The 23,658-nt window shown below is 42.2% G+C and carries 18 protein-coding genes; 17 read left to right on the top strand and 1 reads right to left on the bottom strand.

Going from position 1 to position 23,658, the window contains the following annotated elements; translation table 11 throughout:
• From AC5GD6_RS00980 to pepT, 4 genes are all read left to right on the top strand, one after another.
• A partial coding sequence (locus AC5GD6_RS00980; RefSeq protein ID WP_491846049.1) for an ABC transporter permease occupies window positions 1–663 on the top strand: 663 nt, incomplete at its 5' end.
• Window positions 664–672: 9 nt separating this feature from the next.
• The gene (locus AC5GD6_RS00975) at window positions 673–1,851 is read left to right on the top strand and encodes an ABC transporter ATP-binding protein (RefSeq protein ID WP_491846048.1); all 1,179 of its coding nucleotides are present in this window, start codon (window positions 673–675) and stop codon (window positions 1,849–1,851) included.
• The gene (locus AC5GD6_RS00970; RefSeq protein ID WP_491846047.1) at window positions 1,851–2,990 is read left to right on the top strand and encodes an ABC transporter ATP-binding protein; all 1,140 of its coding nucleotides are present in this window, start codon (window positions 1,851–1,853) and stop codon (window positions 2,988–2,990) included. Before AC5GD6_RS00975 ends, AC5GD6_RS00970 begins: the two co-directional genes overlap by 1 nt.
• A gap of 98 nt (window positions 2,991–3,088) precedes the next feature.
• Window positions 3,089–4,339 (top strand): peptidase T, encoded by a 1,251-nt coding sequence (gene pepT, locus AC5GD6_RS00965; protein ID WP_491846046.1) that lies wholly within the window; start codon window positions 3,089–3,091, stop codon window positions 4,337–4,339.
• A 211-nt stretch (window positions 4,340–4,550) separates the two neighbouring features.
• On the opposite strand, the gene AC5GD6_RS00960 is transcribed toward pepT, so the two are convergent.
• A complete protein-coding gene (locus AC5GD6_RS00960) occupies window positions 4,551–6,224 on the bottom strand; it encodes a putative manganese-dependent inorganic diphosphatase (protein ID WP_491846045.1) in 1,674 nt (557 codons plus the stop codon).
• A gap of 621 nt (window positions 6,225–6,845) precedes the next feature.
• Here AC5GD6_RS00960 and adhE point away from each other — a divergent pair.
• From adhE to AC5GD6_RS00895, 13 genes are all read left to right on the top strand, one after another.
• Window positions 6,846–9,482, top strand: coding sequence for a bifunctional acetaldehyde-CoA/alcohol dehydrogenase (adhE, locus tag AC5GD6_RS00955; RefSeq protein WP_416454273.1), 2,637 nt, complete (start codon window positions 6,846–6,848; stop codon window positions 9,480–9,482).
• Window positions 9,483–9,828: 346 nt separating this feature from the next.
• Window positions 9,829–12,510, top strand: coding sequence for a cation-translocating P-type ATPase (locus AC5GD6_RS00950; protein WP_491846044.1), 2,682 nt, complete (start codon window positions 9,829–9,831; stop codon window positions 12,508–12,510).
• Window positions 12,511–12,537: 27 nt separating this feature from the next.
• Window positions 12,538–13,836, top strand: coding sequence for a ribosome small subunit-dependent GTPase A (gene rsgA / locus AC5GD6_RS00945; RefSeq protein WP_491846043.1), 1,299 nt, complete (start codon window positions 12,538–12,540; stop codon window positions 13,834–13,836).
• Between the two features lie 478 nt (window positions 13,837–14,314).
• Entirely contained in the window at window positions 14,315–15,133 is an 819-nt protein-coding gene (locus tag AC5GD6_RS00940; protein ID WP_491846042.1) for an SAF domain-containing protein, read from the top strand.
• A gap of 95 nt (window positions 15,134–15,228) precedes the next feature.
• Window positions 15,229–16,983 carry a CpaE/TadZ family protein gene (locus AC5GD6_RS00935; protein ID WP_491846041.1) on the top strand — a complete coding sequence of 585 codons (1,755 nt, stop codon included), beginning with the start codon at window positions 15,229–15,231 and terminating at the stop codon, window positions 16,981–16,983.
• Window positions 16,984–18,345: a TadA family conjugal transfer-associated ATPase gene (locus AC5GD6_RS00930; RefSeq protein WP_311430993.1), complete on the top strand. Its 1,362-nt coding sequence runs from the start codon at window positions 16,984–16,986 to the stop codon at window positions 18,343–18,345. It abuts the gene before it with no gap.
• Window positions 18,318–19,262 (top strand): type II secretion system F family protein, encoded by a 945-nt coding sequence (locus AC5GD6_RS00925; protein WP_491846040.1) that lies wholly within the window; start codon window positions 18,318–18,320, stop codon window positions 19,260–19,262. The genes AC5GD6_RS00930 and AC5GD6_RS00925 overlap by 28 nt, the downstream gene beginning before the upstream one ends.
• A gap of 211 nt (window positions 19,263–19,473) precedes the next feature.
• Window positions 19,474–19,911 carry a type II secretion system F family protein gene (locus AC5GD6_RS00920; RefSeq protein WP_491846039.1) on the top strand — a complete coding sequence of 146 codons (438 nt, stop codon included), beginning with the start codon at window positions 19,474–19,476 and terminating at the stop codon, window positions 19,909–19,911.
• Between the two features lie 114 nt (window positions 19,912–20,025).
• Window positions 20,026–20,196: a peptidase gene (locus tag AC5GD6_RS00915; protein WP_491846050.1), complete on the top strand. Its 171-nt coding sequence runs from the start codon at window positions 20,026–20,028 to the stop codon at window positions 20,194–20,196.
• 9 nt (window positions 20,197–20,205) lie between these two features.
• Window positions 20,206–20,796, top strand: a complete 591-nt coding sequence (locus AC5GD6_RS00910) for a hypothetical protein (RefSeq protein ID WP_491846038.1) — start codon at window positions 20,206–20,208, stop codon at window positions 20,794–20,796.
• Window positions 20,797–20,852: 56 nt separating this feature from the next.
• Complete coding sequence (locus AC5GD6_RS00905) at window positions 20,853–21,158, top strand: hypothetical protein (RefSeq protein WP_491846037.1); 306 nt, start codon at window positions 20,853–20,855, stop codon at window positions 21,156–21,158.
• Complete coding sequence (locus tag AC5GD6_RS00900) at window positions 21,133–21,636, top strand: TadE/TadG family type IV pilus assembly protein (RefSeq protein ID WP_491846036.1); 504 nt, start codon at window positions 21,133–21,135, stop codon at window positions 21,634–21,636. The genes AC5GD6_RS00905 and AC5GD6_RS00900 overlap by 26 nt, the downstream gene beginning before the upstream one ends.
• Window positions 21,608–23,644 carry a beta-carotene 15,15'-monooxygenase gene (locus tag AC5GD6_RS00895; RefSeq protein ID WP_491846035.1) on the top strand — a complete coding sequence of 679 codons (2,037 nt, stop codon included), beginning with the start codon at window positions 21,608–21,610 and terminating at the stop codon, window positions 23,642–23,644. Before AC5GD6_RS00900 ends, AC5GD6_RS00895 begins: the two co-directional genes overlap by 29 nt.
• Window positions 23,645–23,658: the final 14 nt, after the last annotated feature.

Below are 23,658 nucleotides of genomic sequence, written 5' to 3'. Positions count from 1 at the left end.
TTTGGTACCGACGAGTTTGGTCGCGACATTTTTGCGCGCATTGTTTTTGGATGTCGCATTTCACTTTCGGTAGGTATTATTTCTCAGATTATTGCCCTTGCGCTTGGCTTTTTTGCCGGTGTATGCGCTGGCTATTTTGGTGGACAAACCGATGCTGCTATTTCGTTTGTTATACAGGTTTTTTCTTCGTTTCCGTTTTTGCTGTTTGCAATTCTTATTATGTTTGTTATGGGACCAGGCCTTATTAACCTCTATATTGCGTTGGGTCTGCTGATGTGGACATCAACCGCGCGCCTCATTAGAGGTGATGTGATGCGCCTTAAAAATTCTGAATATATTCAATCATGCATTTTAAGCGGCGGAAAAAGTTGGCGCATTATTATGAAACACCTCTTGCCAAACTGTGTTTCTACCTTGATTGTGGTCTCTACGCTGGGTATCCCCAATGCTATTTTGTCCGAAGCTACGCTTTCATTTTTGGGTTTGGGCGTACAGCCTCCTATGGCTAGCTGGGGTCAAATGATTGCTTCTTCTCAACCCTATATTCAATCCAATACGTATTACAGCGTTATTCCAGGGTGCGCAATAATCATCACGGTTATGGCTTTTAACCTGTTAGGTGACGCTCTTCGTGACGCGCTTGATCCAAAACTTAATCGATAAGAGGTCAGTATGAAACGTGAACTCAAAAACCCTCATAACGAAACTACACTTTGTGCTGATAAAGAACTTGCTCAAACATCAGATGTTGATTTGGAAGCTGCTCAGAAATCAGACTCCTCGTGCGATGCGCAAAATCTTTTGCAAGTACAAGATATTGATGTTTCGCTTGAACTTGAACAGGGAAGCTTGTTAGCTCTTAACCATGTAAGTTTTGGCATGCGTCGTGGCGAAACTTTGGCAGTTGTAGGGGAGAGCGGTTGCGGTAAATCGATGACGGCGCTTTCGATTATGTCGCTTTTGCCTCGTCCCATAGCGCACGTTACACATGGTTCTATTACTTTTAATGGGCATGACATTACGCACTTATCTCATAAAGAGCTTACGCAGTATCGCGGAAAAAGAATGAGCATGATTTTTCAAGAGCCCATGACCTCGCTCAATCCCGTTATGAGTGCTGGAAAACAAATTCGCGAAGCGCTTCTGGCGCATAATCGCAATCTTAGTAAAAAAGAAGCGGATCTTCGCGCTTTGCACATGTTAGAGCTGGTGGGAATACCTGCTCCTCAAAAAGTGTTTAAGAGTTATCCGCATGAGTTGTCAGGCGGTATGCGTCAGCGCGTGATGATTGCGCAAGCCCTTGCTTGTGAGCCCGAGCTTTTGATTTGCGATGAGCCAACAACGGCTTTGGACGTAACAATTCAGGCACAAATTTTACAGTTACTTGATGATATGAAAACCAAGCTTAACACCGCCATTATGCTTATTACGCACGATATGGGTGTTGTGTCCGAAATGGCCGATTGGGTTTTGGTTATGTATGCAGGTCATCAGGTTGAATATACGCGCGCGTACGAGTTATTTACCAATCCTTTGCACCCGTATACCTCAGGACTTATAAATTCTATTCCGTCTCTTGATACCTCTGTGGATACCCTTTTTGCTATTGAAGGAAGTGTTCCTATGCTTTCTGATATGCCAAAAGGTTGCCCATTTCATCCAAGATGTCCGTTTGCAAAAGACATTTGCCGTACAAAACGTCCGCACATGGTGCGTACAGACGCTAAAGCATCTAATGCGCCTGTTTCTTGCGAAGCAAACGACCCCGCAATAAAAGCGTCCGATACTCGCAGCGAAACGACTCACGAAGTTGCTTGTTGGAAATTTTCAAAAGAATGGGGTGAGGCATAATGACCACTCATATTCATCAAGGTAACACCCAAAGCCAAAATGTGGATGCGTCCGTGTCTGCTACTTGTACACCAGAGCCTTCGTCTGCAGAAAAGCTTGACTATCAGCAATCGCATGACAAAACGCCTATTTTAAAGGTTCGCAATCTGACCAAAAGATATCCAGTTAAAACCTCGGTTTTCTCGCGTAAAAAAAGTTATGTTCACGCGCTTGAGCATGTGTCGTTTGACGTCCATAAAGGCGAGACATTTGCAATTGTAGGTGAAAGTGGTTGTGGTAAATCAACTACAGGAAAGTGCATTTTGCGTTTAAGTGATCCAACTTCTGGAACGGTAGAGCTTAACGGCTGCGATTTTACAGCGCTTAAAGGAAATGCTCTTATCGAAGCTCGAAAGTCCATGAAATTGATTTTTCAGGATCCATACAGCTCACTTAATCCTCGTATGACCGTTGCTGATATTATTGCCGAGCCGATAGATATTGCGCACAGCTATGCATCTCGCGAAGAGCGTGAACGCATGATAGAAGACGTGATGGAACATGTAGGACTTGATCTTTCGTATAAAAACCGTTATCCGCATGAGTTTTCGGGCGGTCAGCGCCAGCGTATTGGTATTGCACGTGCAATTATTTTGTTGCCTAAGCTTATTATCTGCGATGAACCTGTATCGGCATTAGACGTATCTGTTCAGGCAAAAGTGATTAACCTGCTCAAAGAATTGCAAAAAAAGCTTGGCCTTGCCTATATTTTCATCAGCCATGATCTGTCTGTTGTAAAACATATTAGCGATACGGTTATGGTTATGTATTTGGGCCACACTATGGAGCGCGGCTCTAAGAATGACTTGTTTTCTCGACCTTTGCATCCATATACGCAGGCATTATTGGATGTTATTCCGCGCATTGCACATGAGAGAATCCAAGATAAGCGAATTTTACAAGGCGATGTTCCAAGTCCGGTGAATCCGCCTTCTGGATGTGTGTTTCATACACGGTGCCCGCTTGCGCAAAGTGTTTGTGCGCAAAAGGAGCCCGATTTGGTGGAAATTGAGCCCGGCCATGTATGCGCATGTCATGTGGTGCAACAGCGCTTTGCAAAAAGTTTGGAGCAAGCACATCAAAAACTGTGTGCAAGTTAAGACAGCGCGTTTTCACGCCGAGCACGTGTGCAAAATAAGACATGCCAAAAATTGTGTCAGTTTAAGGAAGCTACCTAGTACGTAAAGGAGTACAACAGATGAGTGATGTAGTTGATCGTTTTATGAGATATTGTGCCATTCCGTCGCAATCGGATCCTTTTAATGCACAAGAGGTTCCCTCAACCAAAAGTCAGTTTGATGTATCGCGCGTTATTGCCGCAGAACTTAAAGAGCTTGGTGCCGAAAACGTTGAGCTTGATGAACATGCATATGTAACAGCATTTTGGCCTGCGTCCAAAGGCTGCGAAGACTTGCCAACACTGGGCTTTTGTACTCACGTTGATACGGCGTGGCAATCATATGGTTCTCCCGTTCATCCGCAAATTAAGCATTACGAAGGCGGAAAACTTACCATTGGTTATGATCGTCATGGCCGTGAAGTGTATGTATCTCCCGAAACTAATCCTCAACTTGAGCATATGGTTGGGTGGGATTTAGTCACGGCAGACGGTACATCGCTTTTGGGTGGTGACGATAAAGCAGCAGATGCCATGATCGTTTCTTTACTTGCTCGTCTTAAAGAACATCCCGAAATTCCTCATCCACGCCTTGCGCTTTCGTTTGTTCCTGACGAAGAAATAGGGCATGGAGCTGCGCTTTTAGACCTTAAGAAGTTTGGCGCAACGTTTGGATATACCATTGACGGAGGACCTTTAGGTGAGTTTTGCTACGAAACGTTTAACGCAAGTGAGGTTATCGTAAAGGCAAAAGGTTTGTCCGTTCATACTGGTACGGCTAAGGGTACGCTCATTAATGCGTCAGAGGCGCTTATGAAATTTCATCAGCTTATTCCTGCGCAAGAGCGTCCTGAATACACCGAAGGCTACGATGGTTTTTATTATTTGAGCTATATTAAAAGCAGTTGCGAAGAGGGCGAAGCAGGCTACATTTTACGCGATCATTCAAAAGAAATTATGGATAAACGCAAACAAACGTGCTTGGATGCTGCTCAATTTGTTAATCGTCAATATGGTTCTTCTGTCTTAAGCGTTGAAATAAAAGATCAGTATTTTAATTTGGCTGATGTGGTTACTAAACCCGAGAATAAACACCTTATCGAAAATGCGCGCAAAGCCTACGAAAAAGTAGGTGTTCCCATGAAATTTGTTCCTATGCGTGGAGGTACCGATGGTGCGCAACTTTCCTTTAGAGGATTTGCAGCTCCTAATTTATCGGCATGCTATTATAATGCGCATGGCGTTCGTGAGTTTGTTCCTGTACCCGAGCTTGAAAAAATGGTCGATATGCTTGAGACTCTTATTGGGCTGTATGCTCAGCCTTGTGCATAAAAGCGCGGTTTTGAGAGGCTTTAGGCGCCGTATGTATGTGTGCATTTAGGTGCTCGTATAAGACGCGCGTATAAGACGCTTTCAGAAGATAAAATCTTTGTGTATGAAAACACCCTCTTTCACATGAAAGAGGGTGTTTAGTTTACACATCTGGACAATTACGCTGACAACAGTGTTCCTTTACCAGCGCGCTTTTACCAGCGGTTCTGTATTAGTTTTCGTGCTCGCTATCTTGCAAAAGTGACATTAACGGTGGAATGATTTGTTTCTTGCGGCTTACAACACCTTTAAGAACAGCTATGCCATCAACAGGTTTTGCGCCAAAAGCCTGTTCAACGATGGTTGCAATTTCGCTGGCGTCTTCGCCCCAGAACATCATCTCGGTTGTTTTACTTTTAACGTCGGTAAACATATAAAAGACCATAGGAAGTTCGTAGGATTCAGCACCAGTTTTAAGATAAGGTCCAACCAATGCTTCTGCAGCTTTGCGTGAGCTTTCGGTCATAAAGCTTGCTTGTCCAACACCAAAGTGAGCTTTGCCTCGTGAAAATACTTTAAAGTCACCGTTAAAGACATCTTCCGCGGTGCGGCCTGTTAAATCGGCTCCTGCATCAAACATGGCGTCAGAGTAGGTTGGAATATCCTCGCCACAAATGGCTGCTAATGCTTTACCAGCATCAACGTCAAGATGTGTGCAGGTAGGTGATCTAAACGCAAGGGTATCGGACATAATAGCAGATAACATAAGACCTGCGATGTTCTTAGGAATTTCAACGCCTGCTTCTTTATACATGCCATAAATAATAGTTGAGGTACAACCAACAGGCATGTTACGAAACAGTGCTGGGCTTGAAGTTTCAATAGAGCCAATGCGGTGGTGGTCGATGATCTCCATAATTTCGGCTTGTTCAAGGCCGTCAACAGCTTGTGAACGTTCGTTGTGATCAACCAAAATAACGTGCTTCTTTTTGATTTTGAGCATGTTAGCCGAACCAACAACGCCAACATATGAACCGTCTTCATCTAAAACAGGGAAGAAACGATGACCCGTTTGAGAGATAGTCTTTTTAGCGTCGTCTACGGTGGTGTTTACCGAGAAACGAATGATCTTTTCGGCAGGAAGCATACAGGCGCGCACAGGAATTGCCATAGAGATAAGACGTGCAGCAGCATAGGTATTATAAGAAGTGGTAATAACAATGCAACCACGCTCTTTTGCGCTTTGAAGTACAACGTCGCTTGGAGATGCACCGTTGCAAATAACAATGCACGAAGCACCTGCACTTACTGCAAAGTTTTGGGTTTCGTAGCGGTTGGTTGTTAAGACTACATCGCAGGCGTCAATAATGCCGTCCATCATTTCTGGAGAGGTACCAACGCGTACATGACCTTGGGTTAAGCTTGCGTTTTCGTCACCACAAAGAAGCTTTGCATTAAGCGTTGTTAAAATGTTGGTAACGGGGGTGGCAGCTTTTGTTAAACCTTCGTCGTCTAAAATGTCCATATTTGCATTAGCAATGTCTTTAATGGCAATAAGACCTTGAAGCATATTTTTTTCGTCGATAACACAAAGCGTTCCGGCTCCAATTTCTTTCATAAGTCTCCATGCAGCAAACAAACTGGTAGAAGAGCTAATAGCTGGAAGTTTTGAAATATCGGTATCTTTAATTTGAGGAGCAACAGAGGTAATAAGTGCTGGCTCTTCAAAACCAAAATGCTTGAGCGCAAATGCCGTTTCGCGACTTACCGTACCCGCACGTCGCGCTTCATACTGCGTGGTGCCGGTTTGATTTTTAAGATATGCATATGCCATTGCAGAACAAATGCTGTCAGTATCAGGATGAAGGTGACCGATAACATTTACTTTACGTATAGCTTCTGTCATAAATAACTCCTTTATAGGTAACTACATATGCTTATGTACGGTTAAAATGCAGCTATTTATGGTTTGAGATTTCATACATAACTGTATTTTCATATGTAAACATAGTACCTGTTAGCTGATGTAAAACCTACACTTATATAAGCTTTGCACAAACTCTCTAGGTTATGCGGTTTTTAGTTTTAATTGAAGTACTTATAGCACCTTTGATGTATAGACATGTGTGTACAGAGGCGTGGGTATGGTTACATGTTTATATATTCATATGTTTTTTGTGGATAAGGCTATCTGTCTCAAGATTCCTTCATCTAATCTTCATAAGGCTGTGTATGTATGAGTGTATAACTCATTATGTATCACGCGTTGCAAGCTCAAAATTGAGTGGTATATGACCAGTAAAGAATAGACATCCTATAAGAAATACTCATAATTGCCACAAAAAATGAAATTGTCGAACTTTTATACCCACTAATCTGCAAATATATAAGTCGGAATAGTTTTTATGTAAATGAAAACATTTTGGATAAACTCGTTGCTTATCCGCCGAGTTTATATGGACTACGTTATGGAGGGGTTATGACTAAACATGACACGCCGGTGTGTGATCCAAAGCAATCCGACGAGATGCAAAAAACCGCATCATCAAACGATTGTGATACGTTAATCGACAGCGTAGAGTCTTTAGAGGCTCAGCTGAAGAAGATGCGTAAAGCTCAAAAAGTTTTTGCAACATTTACGCAAGAACAAGTTGACAAGATTTTCTTTGAGGCTGCTATGGCAGCAAACGAGGCTCGTATTCCTTTGGCACAAGCTGCGGTAAAAGAAACGGGCATGGGTCTTGTTGAAGATAAGGTTATAAAGAATCACTTTGCTGCTGAATATATTTATAACGCATATCGTCACACCAAGACTTGTGGTACCATTTTTGAGGATAAAGCATACGGCTTAAAAAAGATTGCCGAGCCTATTGGTATCGTAGCTGCTGTTATTCCAACAACAAACCCAACTTCTACGGCTATTTTTAAGTCACTGCTGTGCTTAAAAACTCGCAATGCTATTTTGATTTCTCCTCACCCCCGCGCAAAAGCATCAACCATTCAAGCAGCTCGTATTGTGCGTGACGCTGCAGAAAAAGCGGGACTTCCACGCGACATTATTTGCTGGGTTGATAAGCCTTCTATCGAGCTTACTAATACTCTTATGCACGAAGCCGATACCATTTTGGCAACAGGTGGTCCGGGCATGGTTGCTGCTGCATATAGCTCAGGAAAACCAGCTCTTGGTGTAGGACCTGGTAACAATCCTGCAATTATTGATGAAACTGCTGACATTTTAATGTCTGTTAACTCAATTATTCACTCTAAAGTCTTTGACTACGGCATGATTTGTGCTTCCGAGAATAACGTTATCGTCTGCGATAAGGTTTATGATCAAGCAAAGGCAGAGTTTGCTCGTCGTGGCTGCTTCTTCCTTGAAGGCGACGACATTAAAAAGGTAGGAAATACCGTTATTGTTAACGGAAACATCAATCCTAAGATTGTTGGTAAACCTGCACCTGTTATTGCCGAGATGGCAGGGGTTAAAGTTCCTGCTTCCACTAAGATTCTTATGGCAGAGGTTACCTCGGTTGAGCCTGAGGAACCTTGGTCACACGAGAAACTTTCACCAGTTTTGGGAATGTATCATGCAAAAGACTTTGACACCGCTATTAAAATGGGCGAGCGTTTGATCGCCGAAGGTGGTTATGGTCATACTGCATCTTTGTTCATTAACACTAATGAAAAAGAGAAGATGGCAAAATACGAGCAAGCTATGAAAACCTGCCGTATTCTTATTAATACTCCTGCTGCACAAGGTGGTATTGGCGACATCTACAACTTTATGCTTACACCATCATTAACACTTGGTTGCGGATCTTGGGGTGGAAACTCTGTATGCGGAAACGTAGGAGTGATGAACTTGCTTAACATTAAATCTGTGGCTGAGCGCCGCGAAAACATGCTTTGGCTCAAAACTCCTGATAAGGTGTACTTCAAGAAGGGCTGCATGCCAGAAGCTCTTAAAGAGCTTAAGTACGTGCTCCACAAGAAGCGTGCATTCCTTATCACCGACCAATTCCTTTACAAGAGTGGCTTTACCAAAACTATTGAAGACACGCTGGACAGCCTTGGCATTGTTCATTCGTGCTTCTGGAATGTAGCACCAGATCCTTCGCTTCAATCTGCACGCGAAGGCTTGGCTCAACTTCGTGCTTTTGAACCTGATGTTATTCTTTCTATTGGTGGCGGTTCTGCTATGGACTGCGGTAAGATCATTTGGTTTATGTACGAGAATCCTGAAGAAAAGTTTGAGCACATGTCAGCTGACTTTATGGATATTCGTAAACGTGTATACGAATTCCCTGCAATGGGTCGTAAAGCATACTTTGTTGCTATTCCAACGTCTTCTGGTACTGGTTCTGAGGTTTCTCCTTATGCAATTATCACCGATAAAGACACTGGTGTTAAATGGCCTATTGCCGATTACCAATTGATGCCTAATATGGCAATTGTTGATACCGACAACATGATGACTCAGCCTAAGGGCTTAACCTCTGCTTCTGGTGCCGATGCAATGACGCACTGCCTTGAGTCATATGTTTCAACCATGGCTTCTGACTATACGCAAGCTATGAGCTTAAAGGGTCTCAAGCTTATTTTTGAGAATCTTGAAACTGCTTACGATGAACCTAACAATGTATATGCTCGCGACAAGATGGCAAATGCTTCTTGTATCGCAGGTCTTGCATTCTCTAATGCATTCTTGGGTATGGTTCACTCAATGGCTCATAAGCTTGGTGCTTTCCATCACATTCCTCATGGTTGGGCAAATGGTGTTTTGCTTACTCGTGTTATGCGCTATAACGCAGCCGAAAAACCAACGCGTATGGGTACGTTCCCTCAATATGAGTATCCTCATGCTAAAGCTCGTTATTGCGAAATGGCACGTTATTGCGGTATCACGGGCGCTAACGACGATGAAGTCTTTGAGAAATTTATTGCCAAAGTTCAATCAATTCTTGATCACATTGGCGTAAAGAAGACCATTGCAGAATACAATGTAGACGAGAAATACTTCCTCGACACACTTGACGAGATGTCTGAGCAGGCATTTAACGACCAATGTACGGTAAGCAACCCACGTTATCCTTTGATCAACGAGATGAAGAATCTCTACTTGGACGCTTATTATGGTCGCGAGCCTAAGTCGTACGAAGAGTAAACACGTGCATTAAGCTCTTTATGTGCTTTTAAGCTACTCGCATTCGATAGCCCTGTAAACCTATGTTTACGGGGCTTTTTGTTATGGTAAGATGAGCCAATTCGTGTATGAAACATCGTTTATAGTGCGTTTATAGGGCGTTTATAGGGCGTTTATAGTGTTCAAAATTTTAATGCGTTCAAATTTTGTAAGTAAGCCGTTAATTTTTTCGAGAAATAGGTCAAATACGCTAAGATAATTTCATACGTACAGAAGTTTTGGTTACGTTGGTGAGCCCTTGCCTCAGCTCCTGGGGAATTATAATCGGGAATCAATGTATCAAACAAAATTATCCCAGGAGGATTTTGTGAAAGAATATCTTGAATCCGCAGATGAAGTCTTAAGTAGCCTTCATACTCACGAAAAAGATGGTTTGTCTTCGGCGCAAGCATCCAAGTTGTTGGACGAATACGGCCTCAACAAGCTTGATGAAGCGCAAAAAGATTCTATCGTGAAACGATTTTTTGCGCAGATGGCAGACCCCATGGTTATCATGCTTATTATTGCGGCTGTTATATCGCTTATAGTAGGTATCTATAACGGCGAAGGTGATTATGCCGACGTAGTTATTATCATGTTTGTGGTTATTCTTAACTCGTTCTTAGGTGTTGTACAAGAGCTTAAAGCCGAGGAGGCACTTGCGGCTTTACAAGAGATGACTGCCGCGCAAAGTAAAGTTATGCGCGACGGTTCGCTCCAAAGTGTACCTTCATCTCAGCTTGTTCCTGGCGATATTATCGTCTTTGAGGCAGGAGATGCAGTTGGCGCCGACTGTCGTATTTTAGAAAGTGCTTCACTCAAAATTGAGGAAGCAGCGCTTACGGGAGAGTCGGTCCCGGTATCTAAAGTCATAGATATGTTACATCTTGGAGCGTCTGAAAAAGACGTGCCTTTAGCCGACCGTAAAAATATGTGCTACATGGGTTCAACGGTAGTTTATGGTAGAGGTCGCGGATGTGTTGTAGCAACAGGTATGAAAACAGAAATGGGCAAGATTGCTCATGCGTTAAGCAGTGTTCAAGACGAACAAACACCTCTTCAAAAGAAGTTAACCGAGCTTTCGCACAAGTTAACGGTATGGGTTGTTGCAATTTGCGCGATTATTTTTGCTGTTTCGCTTATTAAACATGGGTTTGAATTTTTATCTAATATTGAACTTGTATTGAACACATTTATGGTTGCGGTTTCTTTGGCAGTAGCCGCTATCCCCGAAGGTCTTGCTGCGGTTGTAACCATCGTTTTGTCTATCGGTGTAACTAAGATGAGTAAAAAGCATGCAATTATTCGTCAGCTTTCTGCAGTAGAAACGCTTGGTTGCACGCAAGTAATTTGTAGCGACAAAACGGGAACTCTTACACAAAACAAGATGACGGTTGTTGAGCGTGTAACAGGTAATTTAACAGCACATTTGCGCACCATGGCGCTCGCAAGCGATGCCGTGTGGGATGACGCAACAAATACAGCTCAAGGTGAGCCTACCGAAGCTGCGCTGGTAAGTGACGCTGCCAAAAATGAATTTACCACGTCATATCTTAAACAAACACGTCCGCGTGTTGGTGAAGCTCCCTTTGATTCAAGCCGTAAAATGATGTCGGTTGTGGTGAATAATAACGGATCATATATGCAGCATACCAAGGGCGCACCTGATGTTATTTTGTCGCACTGTACCACGTATCTTTCCGAAACGGGCATTGTGCCGTTTACTGACGAATTAAAAGCATATGTTATCGAACAAAATAAGAAACTTGCTAATAAAGCACTTCGCGTGATTGCGTCTGCGCGCCGTGATTGGGGCAGTAGATGTCCAGAGTCGTTTGATGGTGCATATCTTGAGCACGACATGTGTTTTGTAGGACTTTCGGGTATGATCGATCCTGTTCGTCCCGAAGTTAAATCGTCTATAGACGAGGCAAAATCTGCTGGTATACGTGTTGTTATGATTACGGGAGACCATATTGACACAGCGTGCGCTATTGCTCAACAATTAGGCATTATTTCTTCTCGCAAAGAAGCGCTTACCGGTGCTCAATTAGATGCTCTTAGTGATGAAGAGCTCGACGCAACTATTGAATCATATGGCGTGTATGCTCGTGTTCAGCCCGAGCATAAGGTTCGTATTGTAAGTGCGTGGAAGCATAAGCAAAAAGTTGTTGCAATGACAGGCGATGGTGTCAATGATGCACCTTCTATTAAACGTGCAGATATTGGTATTGGTATGGGTATAACGGGTACCGATGTTACTAAAAATGTTGCTGACATGGTACTTGCTGATGATAATTTTTCTACCATCATTAATGCGTGCCGAGAGGGAAGACGTATTTACGATAACATTCGCAAATGTATTCAATTTTTACTTTCTTCCAATCTTGCTGAAGTTATTTCGGTTTTTGTTGCTTCATTTATTGGCTTTACCATTTTGGAACCAACGCACTTGCTTTGGATTAACCTTATTACCGATTCGCTGCCAGCTCTTGCAATGGCAACCGAAGGTGCCGAGCCAGGTATCATGAAACGCAAGCCTCGTAGTGCCAAAGATGGTATTTTTGCAGGTGGCGTTGGCGTTGATATTATGTTTCAAGGTATTGCGATTTCTGTTCTTACACTCATTAGTTATTTTATTGGTCATTATCTTGAATTTGGCACTATGGATATATCTCAGGTTCTTCAGGATCCAAGCGCAGGCATTCATGGAATGACCATGGCATTTTTGACGCTTTCAATGGTTGAGATGTTCCATTCGCTTAATATGCGTAGTATGCATCAATCCATTTTTACGCTTAAGAAGCAAAATATGTGGTTGTGGGGTGCCTTTGTGTTTGCATTGTTGCTTACCTATCTGGTTATCGAAACACCACTTGCGCAAGCTTTTAACTTTGCCGAAATCGGTTGGGAAGAATATGCGGTTGCCCTTATTTTAGCTGCGCTTATTATCCCAATTGTTGAAACCGAAAAATGGTTTGCACGCCGCGGACAGCGCGTATGTGCATAACGTTTTTGCTTTAAGATTTGGATGCGTATGAAGTCGTTAAAGCATAAGGTTGCCAAGAAGGTTCATCAGAAGGCTTGTGTTGATGCGTGTGGAGCGCATGCATTACATGATGAGGAAACACAAAGCGTCAAATCAGTCGTTTCATCTGATGCTTTTGTAGATGATGATACTGGCATAAGTGTTGAGAGCCCTTCGTCTACCGCAGGTCTTGCAACTTTCTTTCCAAGCTTTAACGACTTTTTTGTATCGCCTGCTATTCGCGAAGCAGCTGCGTGCGAAATTCGTACTCTTTGCAGCGAGCATCATGTTGCTGAAGATACGTTATTTTTGGGTAAATGTATAAGCCTTGATAGAGGATTTCCGCTAATCTGTACCAAAACAGCAACTATTCGCTGCGAGTTTTCTGCGCTGTTGACAAAGTCGAAGTCAGAAAAAAATGTTGTTGTTGGTGACTGGCTTATCGTGGGAATACCTTATAATCACGCAATGGGCATTATGTACAAAATTTTGCCGCGCGTTCATACGGTAAGTCGTTGGAGAGGCGATTCCCGCGCACAAATGCAGGTTTTAGCCACTCACGTTGATACAGTTTTGCTTGTTCAACCGTTTACGCGCGCAGGTTTGGATTTGGCGCGTATTGTGAGAACGGCCGTGATTGCGCAAGACTGTGGATGTTCGTGTGCTGTTGTTTGCACAAAAGTTGATCGTGTTGGTCTTTCTCAATATAAAGATGCGCTTATGACCCTATGCGCGTTATTAGCCAATCAGATTGAAATTGTTGTCTCTTCGCAAGATTTGCATTTTATGGACAACGCAGTGCCTTATAAAGAGTTTGCAGCTGAGCATGGCGTTCATTGGGGTGCGTCTGAGATTTTGCAGCTGGTTGGAAAAAAATCCTGCGCAATGCTTCTAGGTGAGTCGGGCGCTGGGAAATCTAGTCTGCTTAATCTTCTTCTTAAACGCCCCGTTCAGCGCGTTGGCTCTACACGTTCAAAGGACGATAGTGGACGTCACACCACCGTTTCGCGTCAAATGATTGCCCTTCCATCTGCTGGATGTATTATTGATTGTCCGGGACTGCGAACTTTGCCGCTTATGGGTCATGAGGCAGGTTTGGCTCAAACGTTTCCGCTTTTAACCGCGGCGGTTGAACATTGTAAATTTAGAAATTGTTCTCATAAAAAAGAGCCTGGATGTGCTGTTCGCGCGCTTGAATCTTCGCGGCAAGTTTTTTCTGGATCTATTGATATATATGTTGCGCTTTTAGACGAAATGAATTCATCTGCTCATATGCTTGATAAGGATATTTCTCATCGATATATTTAAGGCATGGTTGTATTTTTGTACGCTGTTGCCTCGCAGCTCATCCATCACGACCGTCGCAACGCAGTATTACAGCGCAAACACCACGTCCTTGCATCGCAGTATTACAGAGCTAACGTCACGCCATCGCAGCGCAGTATTACGCCACAATATCACACGGTATCCATCACATTATCTTCACAACCGACAACTTTGATAATTATCATTTTTGTTTTTTGCGCCCCTTCCATATTTTTCTGCATAGTTCATTATTGCTATTTCTATTTAGGTTTTAGAACATCCAAGGAACCAACTCGTCTTTTAAAGTAGATTTCTTCAAGCTATTTATAAAGGCTTTTCCTTAGCACATTTGTGCAATTTCTACTAGAAATTAGGCATGTTACCTGCACGTTTTGTGCATGCCTCTTTTCGTATTCTCGCGTTATCGTTCGATATTTTGTGAGAGTATGTCCTCGTAATATTTCGTGCGAGGAGGTGGACGATGTCGTTAAAATTTCGTTTGTTGTGCGCTGTGTTGTGTGCGCTTTTGGCTATGTATACCAGTTTTTCTTATGCACAATCTGTGCGTAGTGATGCACAAAAAGCTCGTGATGATGCAATTGCTTCATACGGTGGAGATGTAGTACGTCTTGTTGTTACTACTCATCCCTTGCAAATTGGTGACACGATTAAAGCAGAGGACATAGTTGTGCGTGACTGGGTTTCGGACTTGGCTCCAAAAGATGCGTATTTAAGCAGCGATGACGTGATAGGTAAGGAAGTCAAAGTTGCAGTAGGCGAAAATGTACCCCTTTCAACCATGCATTTTACAGAATCGGATGACGAACTTGTAATTCCTAATGGCAGAGTTGCTCTAAGTTTACCTATGAACGAAAGACTTGGTATAGGACTGCATATTACTCCTCGCACTCAGGTACTTGGATACGAAACTAACAACAAAACTACGCATCTTATTACCAAAGATATGATTGCACTATGTGTAAAGGAAGCTCAACCAGCACAAAATATTCCTGCACAATTGGTGCTGGCGGTATACCCCACAGATGTCACGCGCGTGCTATCAGCTGCGGCCACTCAAAGTTTAAGATTGGTAATTCCTGCACAAGATGTACAAGACCTCAAAGACGATTCACAACAAGTAGAGAGCGACCATACAAAAGAAATTCCTCCGAATAGCGCGATTCGTAAAGATGATTCCCAAAAAGAAAAAGATCATGCGCAAAAAAGTTCTGAGGGTGGTTTGAAAAAGAATGATACGGCTTCATCAGTACAAGTGATAAATGAATCAAAACATACGTAATTGTAATTGTGCAAGGTCCGTTTTAAGCGAAATACGTGCAACACATTAATACATTGTGCACGTGCTGTAAAAATCTTTCTGTGAGGTGAATGATTATGACTTATACCTGGATTGCTTGTTGTGCTCCACAAAATAGGTTATTGATGGTACAGACCCTTCAACATATGGAGCATACAACGATCTCACATTATTTTGACGATGGACTCCAGCTGCGCAATTATGTGCGGATGCAAAACTTAACTTCGTGTGCGGTTATGGTTGGCTTGACGGCAAGTGGCGTTTCAGATGTAAATCTAGCCGCAGCACTTGTTATGGATGGATGCGCTCGTGTTGTGCTGGTGGGACGTTGTATCTCGGGGTCTTTGCGATCGCGTGCCTTACAAGCAGGGATTCACGATGTCTGGGATATTGGGAGCGCCGTTTGTGCTGAGGAGCAAAGTAATACACAAATAAGCACGTATGAGCACGTGTCCTTACCACAATCAAATGCTGTGTCTCAAGCTTCGTCCAGGATGTTGAATTCTGAAGAAGTAACTCATTCTGAAACAATTACCTATGATGAGGTATATCAGAATTTACAGACGTTACTTTCACAGTTTTCAGCACTCGTAAAGGCCTCTCATGAGATGTCGTCTTCAACAGGTAAGTCGTTTGTTGCAGCAACAGATGCCTGTTTATCTACTGATAATCAACGTTTATTGAAAGATAATTCTCAAGATATGCTTGATATAGATGACGATGATATTTTTAAAGAAACGCTGAATCCAAATCAACGGCTCAATAAAGATATCAATCAGGTGCAACAAGCGCGCTGTGTGAATGATGTGCATGATGAGGATCATTATGTAAATCAGGTAGATCAAACGTGTGCTTTTGTACCAATGCCGCGGAAACCTGTAGTTCCTACATCGTCCGCGAGTTTGCCAGCAGCTACATCAGCTGCAGAGCCTATAGCGTTTTCCTCTGTGTCTGCGTCGCAACAGACACAAACCGCAACATCTTCTGAACTTGGAGCTGCTCCTATTATTAGCTTTGTTTCTGGGAGAGGAGGTATGGGTAAAACAGCTTTGGTTGCTACATGCGCTGAACTGGCTCGAGATATGGGTTTTAAGATTGCTCTTCTTGATTTTGATTTATCGGGCGGAAATCTTGCATTTTGTTTTGGCGTTAAACGACCTTATGATTTAAGTCGTATATCGCATGATGTTATGTGTGATGACCTGATTGCAAAGAGTGCCACGCTTATAGATGATGCATGTTTTTTATGGGGTCCATGCGAAAAGCCTGAAATGGCTGAGACAATTTCTCCTCATATTGGTGCGATTTTAAGGTATGTAACGCAAAACTTTGATCTGGTTTTTGCAGATACTTCTACCACGTTTACCGATGCTGTAGCGCAAGTGGTGCAAGCGAGCACACGTGTTGCAATTGTTCACGATGATTTACCCGATGCAATTTCTGCGCTTGCAAAAACGGCTGCTTTAGCAGTAAGGCTTGGTGTACCGCGTACAAGGATTTGTAGGGTAGACAATTTTAGTAATCCTCACAATCGATTTGACATAGATTTTGGACGTAGCGAAATAGGTTTAGAGGGTGCTCAAGCATATAAAATTGTAGATGGAGGTATGGATATACATGAACTTCTTGCAACTGGACATGTGAGAGAACTCATACAAGTACGTAATGCTTATGTAAAATCAGTTCAGGCTATGCTAACAGAGTTTATTCACGATTTAGCATTAAAACCTTCAAATTCAACTGAGGCGTATGCACCAGCTTCTGCGAAAAATTCAATTAAGGGTCGAAAATTACATCTTGCATTTTTTAATCGCCATAAAGAGGCGATGTAAATGTCGCTTTTGGAACGTATACGTGCTTTAGAGCCTAAAGAACAATCGAGCTATAGAGGAAATGCACCTCGCAAGCCAAAATCAGATTTTTATGACTCTTTTCATGCAAAACGAAGAAAGCGCCTTCAAGAAGCATTGGTGGATAGATTAGGCCTCTCAACGATTGCAACGATGATGCAGTCTTACGATACCGCGCGTCTTAAAGAGGAAATTGATGTTGCATGTCGTGACCTTTTGCACACTGAGATGTTTAGTGATGTTCCAGAGCATGATTATGAACAGTTAATACGTGGAGTAAGCGATACCATTTGTGGATTGGGTCCAATTCAAAGCTTGCTTGATGATCCGTGTGTAACCGAAATTATGATTAACGGTTGTGACTCACTTTTCTACGAAAAAGATGGTTGCTTGCATGAAGCGTCTGCCATGTTTGAGAGCTCTGAGCAAATCATGATGATTATTGATAGGATTTTGTCTCCCTTGGGACGAAGGCTTGATAGGAGTAGCCCCATTGTTAATGCACGACTGGCTAATGGAGATCGTGTAAATGCTGTTTTTGAATCTGTTGCGCTTAACGGACCTAGTGTAACGATTAGAAAATTTTCCAATAGAATTACGTCGCTGGATCAGTTGGTAAACCTTGGATCTCTTCCTGCGTGGTACGCACAGCTTCTTAAATGGGCGGTTTTATATCGACAAGATATAGCTGTTGCCGGTGGAACTGGATCGGGGAAAACAACACTTTTAAATGCACTTTCATGCGAGATTAGTAAATCAGAGCGTATTGTGACAATAGAAGATTCTGCGGAATTAAAGTTTGATTCTCATCCTGATGTTGTGCATCTTGAGGCACAAGATGCATCGATTGAAGGAACGGGAGAAATAACTATTCGAGACCTTGTAAAAAATGCATTACGTATGAGACCCGATCGTATTGTTGTAGGGGAGTGCAGAGGCAGCGAAACAATTGATATGCTTCAGGCAATGAATACTGGTCACGATGGCTCTCTTACCACACTTCATGCAGGTACTGCAGAAGAGGCTATATTGCGCTTGGTTCTTATGGCGAGATTTGGAATGGATTTACCTGCAAATATCATTGAAGAACAGATTGCATCAGCGCTTGATTTGTTAGTTATGTCGGTGCGTATTGAATCAGGGAAACGCTTTGTGACCTCGCTTTCTGAAGTTTCTCAGGGTTCATCAGGTCATGTTCGGCTTACTGAATGTGTTTCCTTTGATCAAGTTCATGCCGAGTGGTCGTTAGTTAAAGAGCCTAGCTTTTTGTCGCATCTTGTTTTAGCAAAACTGGTTAAAAAAGAGGAGGTTAATGCATGGAAACAGCAAGTTTGTGCTGCTTAAATGCCTTGTTGGTTTTTAGCGGCTGTATGATAGTACTTCCTAGCACGGCTCTTTCTTCTAAAACACTCGTATACTTACAAATGCAAAAACTTGCGTATGCGCTGTGTAAATTTATCTCTCGAACTCCTCTTATACGCTTTCTTTTGTCTTATAAAACGTTTAGAACAATTGCTATGTATGTGCAGGCTCGTTTCCGAAAACTTGGATATACGCTCCGTGTAGAAGATGCATGTGCTGTAACACTTATTTTGTTTGTTGTAATGCTTATTTCAGTATTGCTATTTTCGCGTTCATTCGCGGCAATGCTGTTATGTGCAGCGTGTTGCGTATGTGCTTGCCCCATGTTTGCTCATCGTCTTGAGCAGCTTCAAAAGACCACATTATGCCATGATATGCCTGATATTTTTAGAATGCTTGGTATGGCACTTGCAGCCGGACAAACATTTTCACAAGCTATTGCATATGTGGGACAACATCAACCGGGAGAAGCAGGAAAAGCTTTTCAAAAGGCCTCTCTCAAGTTGCGCTGTGGTAGTTCAATATCAGAGGTACTTAATGATATGGCTCATACCCTGCAAGCTCCCGGTGTGAAGTTTTTGATTACGGCACTATTTATATCCCAGCGAACAGGTGCACCGTTGAAATCACTTTTTAGGCAGTCGGCGCAGCTTGTAGAACAGCAGGAAAAGTTTAAAAAATTACTGTCTGTAAAAACTGCACAAGCACGTTTAAGCATACGAGTTGTTTCAAGTTTGCCTTTGGTACTTATATCTGTTCTATCGTGTATTTCCCTAGATTTTCAAAAAGGAATTACGCGACCTGCTGGACTCATTTCTTTAGGTATTGCAGCTTTTTTAGATTTTATTGCATTGATGATTATTCGCTCACTTCTGAAAGGGGCATTCCATGATATCTAACGGCTTAATTTCAATGATGCAAAGCGGACTCTTGATATTTTTGGGTTGCAGTATTCTTTTAAGAACGCGGCCTCATTATATGGATACCGCACGTGCGAGCAGGGTTTCTTCGTTTTTTGTTCCAGCTTTGATCCGTGATATAAAAACTAAAATTTTTGATTTCCCCTGAATTCATCAATATTATGTAATGCTTACGAAGAAAAGGAACCGCATGATGTGCTTGCAGGAACTTCCTACCTTACTTGATGTTATAACTTTGGGTCTTTCATCAGGTCTTTCTTTTGAAGCCTCATTGGATTTATATTGCACGCATTATAGCGGTGTTCTTGCAGAATTATTTCGGCGTCAATTGCTGCAATATAGATTGGGCGTTATTTCTAGGCGAGCTGCTTTACAAGATATTGCTGACGATTTACATATTGATGCTCTCACGCGTTTTACTTCCACGGTTATACAAGCGCTTGAATGTGGATCGCCTTTAGTTGGAGTTTTAACGGACCAGGCACAAAGTATTCGAGATGCCCAGCGCTTTGAATTGGAAGAAGAGATTGAAAAAATACCAGTTAAAATGCTCATTCCTATGGGTGTACTTATCGTGCCAGCTATGCTTATTTCGATTATGGGGCCGCTTCTTGCTTCTGCCGTATAGGCTTGGGCAGCAGCTGAAAGCTTTTGAATCAAGTTGAATATACGTTGATATTGAACTGAAAGGACGCATATGTTTTATAAACTTCATGCCTTTACGCAACGCCTGTATAAAAATATGCAGTGCCGTCTTGCAACGTTTTGTGTTGATACGTCGGGTCAAGGTACAACTGAATACGCCATCTTGGTTGGTGTTCTTGTTGTCATAGCTATTTTGGCTATCATTTCCTTTAAAGGGAAGATACAAGAATTGTGGGATGCAATCAAAAACGGTATTGATCAATTATAAGCGTGTATTATGCACAGACATGTAAAATATCAACCCGTCAGCTTTCCTTTTATGCTTAAACGCTATGTTGCAGTAGTGCTAGTTTTGGTAATTGTAACCTGGATAGCACCTTTTATATGGTTTGTTGTACTTTGTCCAAGCATCTCTTCTGAAAGCCAGAGTCAATCTGATGTAGAAGGATTTGACGAATCGAGTGATAGTGCCTCACAAGTCCCTGAGCCACCTACACATTTGTCTTTGGAAAATCAGCAAAATGACTCACAAACAATTGCTATAAACAACGCGATAAGTGTGGATGATCAAGTTGCTATCGAAAATTTTATTAAGGATGATTTTCAAACGACTTTAACCTGCGAAAGTTCGATTTCTCAGGTGATACGCTGCGTACTTACTACATATAGGAATAAATCCGCATGTAAATTAGTTAAAAGCGGTTATTTTGATCTGCTGGGTCACATGTGGATGTGTATTATTCAACACCATGAATGGATAGATGTATGCCGTGTGCAAACGGATGTGTTTTCTAAAGGATGCAAGGTAACGAGGTTACGTATGCGCTATGAGCAATGGAGCGAGCAAGCACAGCAAAACACGGAGTAATGTGTGTCTGTGCTTAAGACATCTTAATGCGTTATGTGGAAAGCAGAGGTATATATATGAGCTTTCTAAAAGGTATTACAAATGAGATTGCTTCGTGTTGGGTTTTGTTTGTGAAGTTGCATAAATCTCTTCGGCGTTTGTTTTCTGGTTGCTGGATATTCAAACATATACAGAGTCGTTGTGGTCAGGGGAGTTTGGAATATGTTTTGATAACGGTTGCTTTTCTATCAATGATCCTTGCGCTGAGTGCTCTCTGGCATGCATGGGCTAACAAAGATCTTTTACAAAGATCGATCGATGCTTCGTCTCATACAACTGCTCAAGGAGTGATTGGTGATGTACAGGATATCCTTCTTTATTAGCAGGTTTTATGGCTATGTCCGCCAACGCCAAGGACAATCAACGGTTGAAGCTGCTGCGCTTTTGCCCATAATTTTTGTGTTGTGCGCATTGTTGTTGCAACCTATCATTCTTTCTTTCAGTTTATCGGTTATGCAGAGAACGGCAGCAGAAACGGCACGCGTAGCAGCTACTGATTTTGATGGATCTTATAAAGATTGTCAGGGTTTTGCCCTACGCAGACTAGAAGCGCTCCCACGTTTGGACATGTTTCACACCGGTGACGAGTCGGATTGGGTGATTGAAATATCTCGTGATGAGCATGAAGTGGAAGTATCTATAACTGGGCATGTAACACCATTACCTTTATGGAAAGAGTTTCTCGAAACGTTTCATGAAAAAGATGAGCATGGTTTAATACTTCGCGCTCATGTTAAACAGGCGTATCAATCTTCCTGGTTAGGAGGTTCATATGACGAATGGATGCAAATTTGGAATTGAATCGCATACACATGTTTCGCCGTTGAGTATATTTATTGCGGATAGGAAGGGATATACAACCACAAGCCTTGCGTGTGTACTGTTGGTAACACTTTCGCTTATTTTTTCACTGGCAACGCTTCACTGGATTTCAAGTAGAGCTGCAGACATTCAAGAAGTTGCCGATGCCACAGCACTTGCGGGTTCAAACTGTGTCTCCTCGTTTGTAACGATTGTGCATGTCTTGGATGCCTTTGTTTTAAGTTTGGGATTAGTAGGGATGCTTGTATACGCTGTTGGATTGGTTGCTGCGGCAGTGCCGATTTTAAATGCATTTTCACCGCCTTTGCTTGATGTGGGGACGCAAGTATTTTTGGCACGGCAACGTTTTGCAAAAAGCGCTTATGCTGGAATTCAAAAATTTGAGCAAGCTTTACCTGCTCTTATTGCGTACAATTCACTTTCATGCGCGTATGCCAATAGCAGCGAAACATGTCCTTATGTTGGACTTGCAGTTCCATATCCATTTGTTTCTAAAAGTTCATATCCAGCTTTGACGGTAAGCGTTGATTCTAAAGATCTCAATAACGCTGGAAAACAGTTGCATGATCAATCAAAGGAATTAGAAGCCTTAGAAAATGAGATGAGTGAAAACAAATTGAGGGCATATCAGGCAGATTGCGTGGATAATCCGCATTGTATGAGAAGTCGTGCAGCTGATTTAGCGTATTTGGATGGATCTTATAATCGTATGTATTCATATGACGAATGGGAGTTTGAGCTTGCAAGACAACGTGCAGAATCTTATTATGCGCAACGTCAAAGCATGGAAGTTCCTAAAAATTTGAGTTGGGATGAATATTGCCGATCTTGTGCTCGCAAGCAATTCTATTCATATGCGTATGACAAAATCTCAGCCGTTTCCTGCCAAAATGACGAAAACCTCTTTAATTTGCCTGAATTGCCTCATAATGCAGATTCTGTAAGAGGATGTGATCTTTATACCAAAAAGCTATGGCCTGCATCATATGAGGATGGGAAGTTAGTGGCGCATTGTTCAATTGAGTATATGAATACCTCACCTGCTTGTTATGTAAGTCTACAAGAAATTGAACAAGGAGTTGCAAAAAGTAGTTCAACCGATGCGATAGATATGTCTATTATGGGAAAAGTAGCATCGGCATCCACGAATATTAATAATGGATTTGAATATTATTGGAAGACATTTCAACAGGCCGCGCGTGCTTATGCAAAAGCGCAAGAAAAAGCTGAAGAAGTTCAGAAAAAAATACAAGATCAAGCCGAAACTACAGCAACTGCGTTTGATAAGGCTTTAGCACTTATAGGAACAGGACGGCCTCATTTGTGTCCGCCTGGTGCATATGGATGTGTTGCATTTGTCATTCGTTCTTCTGAACTTAAAGCACCAGATAATCTAGTTTCTTCTTTTACTAGTTCAGCTCAATTACCTGGCGGTATAGCGCTTTCGGCAGCTGCGCTTGTCCCTGACGCTACTGATTCACAAAATGCTGTACTTAAAAGAACAGCAGAAGAAGTAAAAAAGTTGGATCTTCCGCTCGCGTCTCCCATACTAAGCTCGCTTTGCACACTTTGGGCTGATTTGCTTGAAAATTATGGGTCACTCTATGATCACATAGGTTCAATAACTGATGGAGTTTTTAGAAGTTTAAGTTTCTCTGGAAATTCTAAGGTTGGCATGTGGTTAAAGCATAAGCTCGGTGAAGTCATAACAAGTTTTGGGTTTGAGCCTGTGGATCTTCGTCTTCTCAAACCTGTACGCGTCAATTCTCAATATGTCTTACATAAAGCAGGCCTATCTCAAAATGATCAGCTTCGTGCTTGGATTGAAAAGATGCCTCGTGATCCTCAAGCGTTTAAAAAACAGTATCTTGAAAAAATAAAACAATTTTTAGGAGATGATTCGTTCACAATTGCACAAATCCCCAAACTAGGTTCGGAAGAATCTTATCCGATACGCCTGGATTTATCGTTTTTATTAGAGAAATAGTGTCATAGATTGCA

The organism is Fannyhessea sp., from assembly GCF_986145555.1.
The sequence above is the reverse complement of the archived record's forward strand: the minus strand, read 5'-3'. Positions and strand labels throughout refer to the sequence as shown.